Below are 13,705 nucleotides of genomic sequence, written 5' to 3' on the forward strand. Positions count from 1 at the left end.
AGCCATGGCCGCCCAATCTGTCCTTGAGGCCTACGACAGCCTTGAAGAATTCATTGGTGTCCTTGCCGCCGCTGAGCTGCATGCCAGCGGCGAGTGGGAGCTTGAATTCGTCGAAAACATCCGCGCCAGCTTCCAGCGTTACGGCGCACACACCAACCTGAGCCCGGCGCAGCAGTCGAAGCTCGAACGCATCGCCAAACACTGAGGAATGCCCATGAAAGCCGAACACAATGCAATTATCGAACGCGCAAAACTGGGTGGATATGAGCCGTCCATGATTGCGCATGAGCTGTTGGTGCATGACCTGGTGCAGGCCGCGCTGTTTGAATTCCGCAATGTGCGTGCGCCGTTTCACAGCCTGAACGAAGGCCAGCAGCAGGAAGTTATCGACCGCGTTACCGAAGCGGCTGAAAAGTCTGTTTACAACGCGATCAGCATCATCAGCTCCCGCAACGTCGACACCATCCCGGTAACGATCGTTGACGCGAAGTTCAAGGCCAAGGCGATCACGGTCACAGCAGCAATCGATGCTCAGGACCCAAACCGGCACGGCCTTATTGATGTTGCCGGCAGGCTGTGCCTGCTGGTACTGGCCCCGAATGACTATGCCGAGGGCCTGGACGGCATCAAGGCCGAACGCGACCAGCCAGACCTGCCGCTGCACGTGAGCGACATCACCGGGAACCTGTTCGCGCAGGCGCCCACCGGGCCAGATGAGCCGGATGGCGAGCCGACGTTTGTCGGCGATGACCAGGACCCGCTGTACGCCGAGGCGGTCGAGTTCGTGATTGAGTCGCGCCGCCCGAGCATCAGCGCGGTGCAACGCAAACTGAAGATCGGCTACAACCGCGCCGCTCGAATGCTGGAATGGATGGAAACCCAGGGCATTGTCACCGCCTTGAGCAGCACCGGCACCCGTGAAGTGCTGGCACCTGCGAAGTCCGCGGACGTGAAAGCAGCCGACCAGCAAGACGACATTGTCGACCCAGGCCATCCCGACGGCTTCCACACCGGAAAAGAGTTCGGAGAGTTCACCTATGACGACGCGGCCCAACTGGTCGTGCTCAAGGTCACCAGCACCCTGGACGCAGCATGGATTCAAAGCCGTCTCGCCATCGACAGCGACAAGGCCGCCGTGCTGCTGATGCGCCTGCTCGAAAACAAGGTGATCGAGTTGGAGAGCGAAGGAGCCACCGCGCTGGAGCACAAGTTCAAGGTCATCGCGAAGCTGAACGACGTCGCGTAACCCACCCACCACAACACAGCAAGGCGCCTCCGGGCGCCTTCTTCTTGCACAAAGGAAAGCGCCCATGAATATCCTGCGTACTCCATACGACACCGAAACCACCGGTCTCCCGCTGTTCAAAGAGCCGAGCGATGATCCGCGCCAGCCCCACCTGGTGGACATCTGCATCCTGGCCTACAGCCCGGACGGCTCCCTGGTTGACTCCTTCGAAGCCATGGTCCGCCCTGATGGCTGGGTGATCCCCAACGAAGTGTCCGTCATCCACGGCATCACCAACGAAATGGCGATGGACATGGGTATACCCGAGGCCGAAGCGCTGGACGGCTTCATGGCGATTCATGACCGTTCCGGCCTGCGCATCGCCCACAACATCAGCTTCGATGACCGGATCATGCGCATTGCGCTGTCGCGGTACCGGGGCAAGGAAGCGGCGGACGCCTTCAAGGCCACGCCCGGCTACTGCACCTGCCAGACCAGCAAGAACATCGTCCAGTGTCCGCCTACGGAAAAGATGATCCGCGCCGGCTTCGGAAAGCAGTTTAAGCAGCCGTCAGTGGCCGAGGCGCTGATGCACTTCACCGGGGAAGAGCTGGTGGGCGGCCACCGCGCCAGGCCAGACGCAGAGGCCTGCGCCCGCATCTACTTCGCCATGAACCCGCCTGCTCAGGTGGCTTGACCTTTTCGAGGCAACCAATGAAAGCCCTGGCAATGCTTATCGGCGCAATCGTACTGATCGCGCTGGTGATGTACGGAGCCATCTCCGCCTACTACTTCATCAAAGGAAAGAAAAAATGACCAGTAAGATTATCGGCAGCATCATCGGCGCTGTCGTCGCTATCGTCCTGCTGTGCGTGTTCTTCGGCAGTTGGTACACAGTCGACGAAACAGAGCGCGGCGTACTGCTGCGCAACGGCGCCCTGGTTGGTGTTGTGGACCCCGGCCTCTCATTCAAAACCCCATTCATTGAATCCGTGCGGTTCATCAGCACGCAGAGCCAGGTCACTTCGTATGACGGGCTACAGGCGTATAGCAAGGATCAGCAGTCCGCGCAGCTAAAGGTGTCGGTGTCCTGGCACATCGCCCCCTCGGACGTCGCGAAGGTTTACACGCAGTTCAAGGACATCGAGGGTATCCGTGATCGACTGATCAGTCGTCAGGTGCCGACGCAAGTTGAAAACGTTTTTGGCAGATTCAACGCGGTTGCAGCCGTGCAGAACCGTGTCCAACTGGTCAACGACATATCGTCAGCCATCAAGGCCACCATCAATGGCCCGGTCATCATCGACAGCGTGCAGGTCGAGAACATCGACTTCAGCGATGCCTACGAAAAGGCCATCGAGGCGCGGATGGCCGCCGAGGTCCAGGTAAAGACCCGCGAGCAGCAACTGGCAACCGAGCAAGTACAGGCTCAAATCAGGGTCACCCAGGCCCAGGCGGAAGCTGACTCGAAAGTCGCGCAAGCCAAGGCCGACGCCCAGGCCACCGAGCTGCGTGGTAAGGCAGAGGCCGAAGCCATCAAAGCCCGTGCCCAGGCGCTGGCAAGCAATCAAAACCTCGTCGAACTGACCAAGGCTGAGCGCTGGAATGGCGTATTGCCAACCACCGTACTGCCTAACGGCGCACTTCCCTTTATCGACGCCAAGTAATTTCACAGGCGCCCCGCGTGGGCGCCTTTCGAGGTTCCCATGAGCACCCAACCCATCAACCGCGTGATGCTGCTGGAAGGCAAGCGCTTTGCCCTGGAGGTGGCCCAGGCCGCCGGCACGTCGATCCGAAACCCCAAGGTGGCGCTCAAGATCGTCACCGACCTGAAACGCAACGCCGCCGCGCAGCCGTACAGCTACGCGCAGGGCATCAACGAAGTCATTGAACTGCTGGAGGTTCCGTCATGAACAAGCAATTCGATTCCCGGCTGGCCGACAAATTCGTGGTCCGACTGCCCGATGGCATGCGCGACGAAATAGACGCCCGGGCAACCGCCGATGATCGCAGCATGAACAGCGTCTTCGTTCAGGCCATGCGTCAGTACCTGGACAACCAGCAGCGCCAGGAACTGCTGCTGGGCGCCCTGGCTGCGGCGGCGGTGAAGAAGGTGGATCAGCCATGAACCATCGTATCGCGCAACGCCTATCTGAGTTGGCAGTCGCATACGCACAGAATCGCAGGGATCTGCGCGAAAACGGCGCAGCAATCAAGCAGGTGCAGAGCGAAGCCGATGGCGCCTACTTCGATTTGAAACCGTACCGCGAACGCTACTACAACGACCCTGATGTTCATGACCTGCCGCTGGGCGGCTGCATCGTCTGGCATGGCTGGCTGCACGCCGTCGAGACGTGCGACCCGGACAACTATTACGGCGAAGACTGCGGCTACCGGGCAACCGCAAGGCTGATGGACCAGCGCCGGGACATCAAGCGCGAGGCCTCTCGGATCCGCGCCGCCCTGACCAGAATCGGCGACCAGATATCGAGGTCAGTCCCATGACCGCCCTCCGCCGAAAGACCACCATTCGCGGGCGGCCCATGAAGCCGCTCGATCTCAACGTCATGTGCGACATCTGCAACAAGTCCCGCGCCCATGGCAACCACGACAAATGCAGCAAGCAGCGCCAGGCCGAGGCAGCAGAGCGGCGGGCGCGGGAGAATCAATCATGATCTGGTTTCTGATCGGCGTGCTGGTGCTGAACACAGCCGCCCCGGTACTGGCCTACAAACTCAGCATGAGGCGTAAGGGGGATGTATGGATAGCGTGAAGAGTTACCACGTAGGCGATGCTGGGCTTGTTGAGGGTGAAGCCCTGGGGCGGATTACGGTTTACCTGGCCGCCGACTTCGACCGCGTGAGCGAAGCCTACGTGAAGGCCGGCGAGCGGGAGCATGAGCTGCAGCTCCGCATAGCCCAGCTTGAGCAGTCCGAAAAGCAGATGCAGGAAACGGTAGGCCTTGTGATGCGCACTGGTGCCCGCGTCATCGCCGAGCGCGATGCCCTGCAACAACTGCTCAACCAGCGCGACGAAGCGATTCACGACCTGGAACAGCGTCGCCATGCAGAGCAGCAGGCGTGTCAGGCGGCAGAGCAACGCGTGGAAGAGTTGAGGGACAGGAAGAACTCAATCGTCGCGTTGCAAGCCGCTCTTGCCAAAGCACGCGAATGGCTGGGCGATGGTAAGTACGCCGACGGACTGCACCGTGAGCACTGGACTCCAGAGTATGCCGCGTTGATCGACTGTATCGACGCCGCCCTCAACCCCACCGCCGAGGCTGCAAGCGAACGAGCAGAAGATGACCGTTGGCTTCAAATGAAAGATGACGCGGAACGAGCAGAGTACAGCGACCATGAAGAATAAAACCGTAACCCTGGACCGGGAGCTGGTGGAGCGTGCTGTCATGCGTCCGGGCAAAGAATCCCTTGCGGTAAACAACGCGGACATCATTGCCCGTGGCCGAGCGCAAGCCGAGATCCGCGAACTGCTAGCGGCTGAGCCTGTGCCGCCTGCTGGCGGGGAGCCGGAAGTGCATCGCTATCAAGTCGTAAAAATGCTTTCCGAGGATGGCAATAAGATCGACTATAAGCCGCATGGCCCGTGGGTGGTGATGGCGGACGCACACGATGCTCACGTCGCCCGGCTACAGGCTGAGGTCGCGCGACTGAAATTGGGATGGGCGGGAAGCCGAGATAGTTACCAAAAATTAATGCACGAAAAACTCGCCCTGCAATCCGAGCTGACCAAGGCGCGGGGGTTGTTCGAGGCTATTTTAAACGACCCGCGACTGGTGGTTGCTATGCCTTCTGATTTGATCGGCAACGCCAAAGCGTTGCTCGCCCACCAATCCGCGCCAGCCGCGAAGGCATTCGGCTTCAGCGTCGTCGAGGATCCAACCCTGACCCTCGGTGAAATTAAGCTCGTGCAGGCACCCGACTACTTCAAATGCATGAAAGGTGAATAACCCATGAACACAATGCGCACAGATGATCGGCAGGAAGCGCCGATCCAGTACATCAAACTCCCCGAGGTCCGGAGGATCTGCGGCCTGAGCACCGCAACCATTTACCGGATGGCGGTCAAAGGCGAGTTCCCGAAACAGGTCAAGTTGGGAGCCGCGGCTGTAGCCTGGGTCAAGGCCGAGGTCGACCAATGGGCAGCCAGCAAGGCGTCGGCCCGTGGTCAGTCGCCAGACTCCAGCGAATCCAGGTAATCAGCCCAGTCCTGCATCATCCCCCGCCTCTGCTCAACAAACTCAGCATGGTTGTACGCGTCGCCAATGTGGGATAGCTGAGCGTCGATCCATCTCTCGTTGTATCCCATCTCATTCAAGGCAGTTGATATCGTGGCGCGGATCCCGTGCCCCGTGAGCTTGCCCTTGTATCCCATCCGTGAAACGGCTGAATTGACTGTGCCATCGCTTATCGGCTTGCGCGGGTCATTGCGACCCGCGATAAGCAAGCGATAGCCACCAGTTAGCTGGTGCACACGCTTCGCCTCTTCTACTGCCTGCCGCGAAAGCGGGACCAGGTACGGTGGAATCTCCCCGCTTTGCGTTCTAACCCTCTTCTGAAGTTGTTTCACAATCCCCGGCGGTATCGTCCACAACGCATTCTCGAAATCAAACTGATCAGCGGTTGCGCTGCGCAGTTCGATAGTTCGCACTCCGGTCAGCAACAGTAACCGGATAGCACTGCGCACATACTCCGCGCACCGGCAAGCGCGCAGTGTCCTGAGAAAGCCTTTCAGCTCGTCCCGCTTCAAGAATGGGTTATGCTGCACTGGCGGCTCTGGCTGGGCCACGATATCCAGATCAGCGGCAGGGTTGATATCTATCAGCCCTTCAGCCATACCGTACCGGAATATCTCATTGAGCCATGACCGGCACTTCTTGGCCGAATTCAGGGCCCCGCGCTTCTCAACCCGGCGCATCGCCCTCAGCACGTCGGCGCGCTTGAGCTGGTCCAACGGGTACTTCCCCAGCTCGGGGATCAGGTCCTTGTCCAAGTAGAGCCGCGCCTGCACGGCGGCCCCCTTGCGAGCCTTCGACCAGCGCGGCAGCTTGAAGTCGTGCCAGCGGTTGGCAACCGCCTCAAACGTGTTCTCTTGACGGATGGCGGCTTCGGCCTTCGCCTGCCGGCGCTCAATGCGCGGGTCTATGCCCTTGGCTACCAGGGCTCGGGCCTGGTCCCGCCGCTCTCGAGCATCACGCAGACCGATCTCTGGGTAAGTTCCGAGGGATATCCGCACCTGCTTGCCGTGCCATGTGAACCGGAAGTGCCACGACTTGGTGCCGTTGGGCGCGATGTGCAGGGCAAGACCGCTGCCATCCGTGATGGTGTAGGCCTTTTCCGTGGGCTTTGCCTGGCGTACCGCTGTGTCCGTGAGGGGCATTAGTACATCACCTAGTCACTCGAATTTAAGATGTGCTGGATGATGTACTATTTATCATGAGAAGCAATGGGCACAAATGAGAAAGCTTGAGAAGGAAAAAGCCCAGGTCTACGCTGGTAGCTCGGGCTTATGAGAAGAGCTGAAAGCCGTTGAAAAGTTGATCTGGTGCCCGAGACAGGAATCGAACCTGCGACCTTCGCGTTACGAGTGCGCTGCTCTACCGACTGAGCTACACGGGCGGTGGCTAAACCTAGCATCGTCACCTGTGGCCAGGCAACCAGCTACGCAAGGATTTTCCCCACACAGCAAAACGCCCCGAACCAGTCGGGGCGTTTTGCTGTTCAGCAGTCAGGCGAAGGGGTGATTAAACGCCCGATGCCTTGGCCGCCGCCACGTCCTTGATGGACAGCTTGATACGGCCGCGGTTGTCCACGTCCAGTACCAGCACTTCAACTTCCTGGCCTTCTTTCAGGATGTCGGTCACTTTCTCGACGCGAGCATCGCTCAACATGGAGATGTGAACCAGACCGTCCTTGCCTGGCAGGATGTTGACGAAGGCGCCGAAGTCGACGATGCGCTCGACCTTGCCGACGTAGATCTTGCCGATCTCGGCTTCTGCGGTGATGCCCAGGACGCGCTGGCGAGCTGCCTCTGCCGCTTCCTTGGTTTCGCCGAAGATCTTGATCGAACCGTCGTCTTCGATGTCGATCGAGGCCTTGGTTTCTTCGCAGATCGCACGGATGGTCGCGCCGCCTTTACCGATGACGTCACGGATCTTGTCGGTGTCGATCTTCATCGCGATCATGGTCGGAGCGTTTTCCGACAGCTCGGTACGGGACTGACCGATCACCTGGTTCATCTGGCCGAGGATGTTCAGGCGCGCTTCCAGGGCTTGGCCCAGGGCGATTTCCATGATCTCTTCGGTGATGCCCTTGATCTTGATGTCCATCTGCAGTGCGGTCACGCCTTTGGCGGTACCGGCCACTTTGAAGTCCATGTCGCCCAAATGGTCTTCGTCACCCAGGATGTCGGTCAGGACGGCGAATTTCTCGCCTTCCTTCACCAGGCCCATGGCGATACCGGCAACCGGCGCCTTCATCGGCACGCCAGCGTCCATCAAGGCCAGGGAAGCGCCGCAGACCGAAGCCATGGAACTCGAACCGTTGGACTCGGTGATTTCCGATACCACGCGGATGGTGTACGGGAACACATCGGCGTCCGGCAGCATGGCCTGGACCGAACGACGGGCCAGACGGCCGTGACCGATTTCGCGACGACCGGCACCACCCATGCGACCACACTCGCCCACCGAGAACGGAGGGAAGTTGTAGTGCAGCATGAACGGGTCTTTCTTCTCGCCTTCCAGGGTGTCCAGCAGTTGCGCGTCACGGGCGGTGCCCAGTGTGGCAACGACCAGGGCCTGGGTTTCGCCACGGGTGAACAGCGCCGAACCGTGGGTCTTCGGCAGTACGCCGACTTCAATATTCAGCGGACGTACGGTGCGGGTGTCGCGACCGTCGATACGTGGTTTGCCGTTGACGATGTTCTCGCGAACCGTGCGGTATTCGATTTCACCGAAAGCAGCCTTCACGTCGGCGGCCGATGGCTGGCCTTCTTCGCCGGACAGCTTGGCAACGACCTGATCCTTCAACTCGCCCAGGCGTGCATAACGGTCGGCCTTGACGGTGATGGTGTAAGCCTGGGAGATCGCTTCGCCGAACTCGGCACGGATCGTACCCAGCAGCTCGGTGGCTTCGGCTTGCGGAGCCCAGGTCCAGGTTGGCTTGGCGGCTTCGGCGGCCAGTTCCTTGACGGCGTTGATCACCACCTGGAACTCGTCGTGGGCGAACAGCACGGCGCCCAGCATCTGGTCTTCGGTCAGTTCCTTGGCTTCGGATTCAACCATCAGCACGGCTTCGGAAGTACCGGCAACGACCATGTCCAGGCTCGAAGCCTTCAGTTGCTCGTAGGTCGGGTTCAGCAGGTAGCCGGTGCTTTCGTGGAACGCAACGCGGGCAGCGCCGATGGGGCCATCGAAAGGAATGCCGGAGATAGCCAGCGCAGCCGAGGTACCGATCATCGCAGCGATGTCCGGATCGGTCTTCTTGCTGGTGGAAACGACGGTGCAGACAACCTGCACTTCGTTCATGAAGCCTTCTGGGAACAGCGGACGGATCGGACGGTCGATCAGTCGGGAAGTCAGGGTTTCTTTTTCGGAAGGACGGCCTTCACGCTTGAAGAAACCGCCAGGGATCTTACCGGCAGCGTAAGTCTTTTCCTGGTAGTGAACAGACAGAGGGAAGAAGCCCTTGCCTGGATCGGCCTGCTTGGCACCGACAACGGTCACCAATACGCTGACGTCGTCGTCAACGGTGACCAGCACTGCGCCGGAGGCCTGACGGGCGATACGGCCAGTCTCGAGGGTAACGGTCGACTGACCGAACTGGAATTTTTTGATTACCGGGTTCACGGTGTCCTACCTTCTTTGTGGCTCTTGGGGAACTTGTCTTCTTGCGAAATTCTTGGGCAGTGCGGGGAATCGGCCCAACGACTGTCCAGATAAAACTTGAGGCTGGGAGCCTGCCGGCTGCCGACGCAAAGCGCTGGCAACTGACAGACCACCAACCTCATAGCGCAATCGCTTATTAGCGACGCAGACCCAGGCGGCCGATCAAGGTGCTGTAACGATTAACGTCCTTGCCCTTGAGGTAGTCCAGCAGCTTACGACGCTGGTTTACCATGCGGATCAGACCACGACGGGAGTGGTGATCTTTACCGTTGGCCTTGAAGTGACCTTGCAGTTTGTTGATGTTGGCGGTCAGCAGTGCAACTTGCACTTCTGGCGAACCAGTATCACCAACAGCTTGCTGGTAGTCGGTCACGATCTGAGCTTTTTCTTCAACGCTGAGTGCCATGTGGCTTTCCTCTTGTGAGGTACCGTTTCCGGGGAAACCGTACCAACAGGCCAGGGACAGATCCCTGTATCTATAAATGAGTAGTGACCGTGCCTGTTAACAGCCACACTCGCCCGCCTGCTGTTACACAGACGGGTTCCGGTCATTCCGACCGAATCAGTCGACGCGGCGCAATGCGCCCGTCTTCGCTCACTTCACCGATACCGATGAAGCGACCGTTGTGATCCTGTACCCGGACCATACCGAATTTCGGCGCATCCGGGGCACGCACCGGCTGGCCATTGAGCCAGTAAAATGCGCTGTGTTCCGAGAACTGCAACAGCGGCCAGTCCAGCAGCCCACTGTCCGATGGCATCAGGAAACGGTCGACCGCTTCGTTGCCACCTTCGGCATGTACCGCTTCAAGCTCTTCCAGCGTAACCGTCTGGGCCAGCGTGAAAGGCCCGGCCTGGGTCCGTCGCAACTCTGCCACGTACGCACCACAGCCCAGTTGCTCACCAATATCCTCCACCAGGGTGCGGATATAAGTGCCTTTGCTGCAATCCACGGCGAGCCGTACAGTATTACCGTCAAAGGCCAGCAATTCCAAGCGCGCAATAGTAACAGAACGCGGTTCACGCTCCACTACTTCGCCTGCACGGGCCAGTTTATACAATGGCTGCCCATCCCGCTTCAGGGCGGAGTACATCGGCGGTATCTGACTGATTTGCCCACGAAATCCGGGCAGCACTGCTTCGATATCAGCCTGACCAACGGTCACCGGCCGCTCACGCAGAACCTCACCTTCGGCGTCCGCCGTGGTGGTGGTCTTGCCCAGTTGCGCCAGGGTTTCATAACCCTTGTCGGAGTCGAGCAGGTATTGGGAGAACTTGGTCGCCTCGCCGAAGCACAGCGGCAGCACACCGGTGGCCAGCGGATCGAGGCTGCCGGTATGCCCGGCCTTCTCGGCATTGAGCAGCCAGCGAACCTTCTGCAAGGCTGCGTTGGAGGTGAACCCCAACGGCTTGTCGAGCAGGATGATACCGCTGACGTTACGACGAATACGTTTGACCTGAGCCACCGGTTACTCCTTGGTGTCTTCGGGTTCAGCCGCGTGCTGACTGTCTTCAGCCACGGCACGCTCGATCAACGCCGACAGATGCGCGCCCCGGGCAACGCTTTCGTCGTAATGGAAATGCAGCTGTGGAACACTGCGCAGCTTCATTTCCCTGGCCAACTGCATGCGCAGGAAACCGGCGGCCGAGTTGAGCACCTTGATGCTCTGGGCGACGTCATCGGCGCCGTCCTGCCCCATCACCGTGATGAAAATCTTTGCATGACCGACGTCACGGCTGACTTCCACAGCGGTAATGGTGACCAGGCCGACACGCGGGTCCTTGACTTCGCGACGGATCAGCTGGGCCAGCTCGCGCTGCATCTGATCGCCGATTCGTTGGGTACGGCTATATTCTTTTGCCATGTCTTGCTACCTGTTACTGCCCCACGGTGAAACCCGCGAGGTCTGAAAGCGGCAAACGCCCGGCCTGACAAAAGCCAGACCGGGCGTTGCGTTTAGAGCCCGCCAGCGAAGCAGCGCATGTTCATGCGGCTACCCGATGCGGCTCTTGAAGTACGCGAGTCAGAGGCTGCGAGCAACCTGAACCTTCTCGAAGACTTCGATCTTGTCGCCGACCTTGACGTCGTTGTAGCTCTTGACGCCGATACCGCATTCCATGCCGGCACGTACTTCCGAAGCGTCATCCTTGAAGCGACGCAGGGATTCCAGCTCGCCTTCGAAGATCACGATGTCTTCACGCAGTACACGGATCGGACGGTTACGGTGAACAACACCTTCGATCACCATGCAACCGGCGATTGCACCGAATTTCGGCGAACGGAACACGTCGCGAACTTCGGCCACGCCCAGGATGTTCTCCCGCACGTCGCTGCCCAACATACCGGTCAGGGCCTTCTTGACGTCTTCGATGATGTCGTAGATCACGTTGTAGTAACGCATATCCAGACCTTCCTGCTCGACGATCTTGCGCGCACCGGCATCGGCACGCACGTTGAAGCCGAACAGTACCGCATTGGAAGCCAGTGCCAGGTTGGCGTCGCTTTCGGTGATACCACCGACGCCACCGCCGACCACACGCACTTGCACTTCGTCGTTGCCCAGGCCGTTCAGAGCGCCCTGCAAAGCTTCCAGCGAACCACGGACGTCGGATTTGAGGACGATGTTGAGCGTCTTCTTCTCTTCCTGGCCCATGTTCTCGAAGATGTTTTCCAGCTTACCGGCGTGAGCGCGAGCCAGTTTGACTTCGCGGAACTTGCCTTGACGGAACAGAGCCACTTCACGGGCTTTCTTCTCGTCAGCCACAACGCTCATCTCGTCACCGGCATCCGGTGTACCGTCCAGGCCGAGGATCTCGACCGGGATAGCCGGACCGGCTTCCTTGATCGGCTTGCCGTTCTCGTCGAGCATGGCGCGAACGCGACCATAGTTCGAGCCGACCAGTACCATGTCGCCCTGACGCAGTGTACCGTCCTGAACCAGGACCGTGGCGACCGGACCGCGGCCCTTGTCCAGGCGCGATTCAACCACAACACCACGACCAGGGGCCGATGGGGTGGCGGTCAGTTCGAGCACTTCGGCCTGCAGCAATACCGCTTCGAGCAATTCGTCGACGCCGGTACCCATCTTCGCCGAAACCGGTACGAATGGAGTGTCGCCGCCCCAATCTTCCGAGGTCACGCCGTGCACCGACAGCTCGCTGCGGATACGATCGAGATCGGCGCCCGGCTTGTCGATCTTGTTCACCGCCACTACCAGCGGCACGCCAGCGGCCTGGGCATGCTGAACGGCTTCGACGGTCTGTGGCATCACGCCGTCATCGGCCGCGACCACCAGGATCACGATGTCGGTCGCCTTGGCACCACGGGCACGCATCGCGGTAAACGCGGCGTGACCCGGGGTATCGAGGAAGGTGACCATGCCACGGTCGGTTTCAACGTGGTATGCACCGATATGCTGGGTGATACCGCCGGCTTCGCCAGCCGCTACCTTGGCACGACGGATATAGTCGAGCAGCGAGGTCTTACCGTGGTCGACGTGGCCCATGACGGTCACGACCGGCGCACGAGGAACCGCTTCACCTTCGAACTTCAGGGACTCGGCCAGGGAATCTTCCAGGGCGGTGTCGCTGATCAGGGTCACTTTGTGGCCCAGCTCTTCGGCAACCAGTTGGGCAGTTTCCTGATCCAGTACCTGGTTGATGGTGGCCGGGGTACCCAGTTTGAACATGAACTTGATGATCTCGGCAGCCTTGACCGACATCTGCTGGGCCAGATCGCCCACAGTGATGGTCTCGCCGATCTTCACTTCACGCACGACAGGGCCGGTCGGGCTCTGGAAACCGTGGGCGTTGCGCTTCTTCAGCTTGGCCTTGCCGCGACCGCCACGACGGAAGCCGTCGCTTTCTTCGTCGGTGGTGCGCGGAGCGACGCGTGGTGCCGGCGCCTTTTCCTTGACCGAAGCACGATGTGGAGCGTTCTTGCGCTCGCCATCGCCACCGCCACGACGGTTTTCGTCGGCGCGCGGCTTGTCCGGACGACGCGGCTCGTCGCGCTTGCGATCAGCCACAGGAGCAGGTACTGCCTCCAGGACCGGCGCGCTTTCACGTACGGGCTCAGCCACCTGGGCAGGCTCCGCGACGACTTCCGCCGGAACGGATTGCGCAGCGACTGGGGCAGGCTGACGACGCGCTTCTTCTTCGGCGCGGCGTTTGGCTTCTTCTTCAGCCTTCTGGCGCGCGGCATTCTCTATTGCGCGACGTTCATCCAGCTCGCGCTTGCGCTCGGCTTCGATTTCTTCCGGGCTGCGCTGCACGAAAACTTTCTTCTTGCGTACTTCTACGCTGATGCTTTTGCTACCGGCAACACGCAGGGTGCTGGTGGTTTTACGCTGCAGAGTAATCTTGCGCGGTTCTTCCACTTTCGCCTTGTGACTGCTCTTCAAGTGGGTCAGCAGGGACTGCTTCTCACTGTCGGTCACATGTTCCTCGGCGGCGGTGTGCGGCAGACCTGCCTCACGCATCTGCTGCAACAGGCGCTCTACCGGTGTTTTGACCTCATCGGCCAGTTGTTTCACCGTGACTTGCGTCATGCACTTCTCTCCTCAGGCCGCGCC

17 protein-coding genes and 1 tRNA gene are annotated in these 13,705 nt (G+C 60.0%); 11 read left to right on the forward strand and 7 right to left on the reverse strand.

All coding sequences use genetic code 11. From position 1 onward, the window contains the following. The first annotated feature begins 4 nt into the window (after positions 1–4). The 11 genes from FBX99_RS16750 (at position 5) to FBX99_RS16795 (ending at position 5,441) form a co-directional block, all read left to right on the forward strand. Entirely contained in the window at positions 5–205 is a 201-nt protein-coding gene (locus tag FBX99_RS16750; RefSeq protein WP_145132196.1) for a hypothetical protein, read from the forward strand. Between the two features lie 9 nt (positions 206–214). Beyond that, positions 215–1,246, forward strand: a complete 1,032-nt coding sequence (locus FBX99_RS29610) for a DNA translocase FtsK (RefSeq protein ID WP_145132198.1) — start codon at positions 215–217, stop codon at positions 1,244–1,246. A 64-nt stretch (positions 1,247–1,310) separates the two neighbouring features. Continuing rightward, on the forward strand, positions 1,311–1,922 hold the full coding sequence (locus FBX99_RS16760) for a 3'-5' exonuclease (protein ID WP_145132200.1): 612 nt from the start codon (positions 1,311–1,313) through the stop codon (positions 1,920–1,922). 115 nt (positions 1,923–2,037) lie between these two features. Further along, on the forward strand, positions 2,038–2,892 hold the full coding sequence (locus FBX99_RS16765) for an SPFH domain-containing protein (RefSeq protein ID WP_145132202.1): 855 nt from the start codon (positions 2,038–2,040) through the stop codon (positions 2,890–2,892). Between the two features lie 39 nt (positions 2,893–2,931). Next, complete coding sequence (locus FBX99_RS16770) at positions 2,932–3,138, forward strand: hypothetical protein (protein ID WP_145132204.1); 207 nt, start codon at positions 2,932–2,934, stop codon at positions 3,136–3,138. Continuing rightward, complete coding sequence (locus FBX99_RS16775) at positions 3,135–3,353, forward strand: CopG family ribbon-helix-helix protein (RefSeq protein WP_145132206.1); 219 nt, start codon at positions 3,135–3,137, stop codon at positions 3,351–3,353. Before FBX99_RS16770 ends, FBX99_RS16775 begins: the two co-directional genes overlap by 4 nt. Then, entirely contained in the window at positions 3,350–3,730 is a 381-nt protein-coding gene (locus FBX99_RS16780) for a hypothetical protein (protein WP_145132208.1), read from the forward strand. Before FBX99_RS16775 ends, FBX99_RS16780 begins: the two co-directional genes overlap by 4 nt. Next, positions 3,727–3,900, forward strand: coding sequence for a hypothetical protein (locus tag FBX99_RS28905; RefSeq protein WP_178111967.1), 174 nt, complete (start codon positions 3,727–3,729; stop codon positions 3,898–3,900). The genes FBX99_RS16780 and FBX99_RS28905 overlap by 4 nt, the downstream gene beginning before the upstream one ends. Positions 3,901–3,985: 85 nt before the next feature. Beyond that, complete coding sequence (locus FBX99_RS16785; RefSeq protein WP_145132210.1) at positions 3,986–4,591, forward strand: hypothetical protein; 606 nt, start codon at positions 3,986–3,988, stop codon at positions 4,589–4,591. Further along, entirely contained in the window at positions 4,581–5,192 is a 612-nt protein-coding gene (locus tag FBX99_RS16790) for a hypothetical protein (RefSeq protein WP_145132212.1), read from the forward strand. Before FBX99_RS16785 ends, FBX99_RS16790 begins: the two co-directional genes overlap by 11 nt. A gap of 3 nt (positions 5,193–5,195) precedes the next feature. After that, complete coding sequence (locus tag FBX99_RS16795) at positions 5,196–5,441, forward strand: AlpA family transcriptional regulator (protein WP_256664080.1); 246 nt, start codon at positions 5,196–5,198, stop codon at positions 5,439–5,441. Here FBX99_RS16795 and FBX99_RS16800 read toward each other — a convergent pair. From FBX99_RS16800 to infB, 7 genes are all read right to left on the reverse strand, one after another. Then, the gene (locus tag FBX99_RS16800) at positions 5,411–6,622 is read right to left on the reverse strand and encodes an integrase arm-type DNA-binding domain-containing protein (RefSeq protein ID WP_145132214.1); all 1,212 of its coding nucleotides are present in this window, start codon (positions 6,620–6,622) and stop codon (positions 5,411–5,413) included. The genes FBX99_RS16795 and FBX99_RS16800 overlap by 31 nt on opposite strands. Before the next feature lie 163 nt (positions 6,623–6,785). Next, positions 6,786–6,861, reverse strand: a tRNA-Thr gene (locus FBX99_RS16805). A 125-nt stretch (positions 6,862–6,986) separates the two neighbouring features. After that, positions 6,987–9,092, reverse strand: coding sequence for a polyribonucleotide nucleotidyltransferase (gene pnp, locus FBX99_RS16810; RefSeq protein ID WP_144930239.1), 2,106 nt, complete (start codon positions 9,090–9,092; stop codon positions 6,987–6,989). Between the two features lie 175 nt (positions 9,093–9,267). Further along, the gene (gene rpsO, locus FBX99_RS16815) at positions 9,268–9,537 is read right to left on the reverse strand and encodes a 30S ribosomal protein S15 (protein WP_039592311.1); all 270 of its coding nucleotides are present in this window, start codon (positions 9,535–9,537) and stop codon (positions 9,268–9,270) included. A gap of 142 nt (positions 9,538–9,679) precedes the next feature. After that, positions 9,680–10,597 (reverse strand): tRNA pseudouridine(55) synthase TruB, encoded by a 918-nt coding sequence (gene truB / locus FBX99_RS16820; RefSeq protein ID WP_144930238.1) that lies wholly within the window; start codon positions 10,595–10,597, stop codon positions 9,680–9,682. Positions 10,598–10,600: 3 nt separating this feature from the next. After that, a complete protein-coding gene (gene rbfA, locus FBX99_RS16825) occupies positions 10,601–10,996 on the reverse strand; it encodes a 30S ribosome-binding factor RbfA (RefSeq protein WP_041024990.1) in 396 nt (131 codons plus the stop codon). Between the two features lie 159 nt (positions 10,997–11,155). Next, entirely contained in the window at positions 11,156–13,681 is a 2,526-nt protein-coding gene (gene infB / locus FBX99_RS16830; RefSeq protein ID WP_144930237.1) for a translation initiation factor IF-2, read from the reverse strand. Positions 13,682–13,705: the final 24 nt, after the last annotated feature.

Source organism: Pseudomonas sp. SJZ074 (genome assembly GCF_007828215.1).
In the GTDB taxonomy this organism is placed as follows: domain Bacteria; phylum Pseudomonadota; class Gammaproteobacteria; order Pseudomonadales; family Pseudomonadaceae; genus Aquipseudomonas.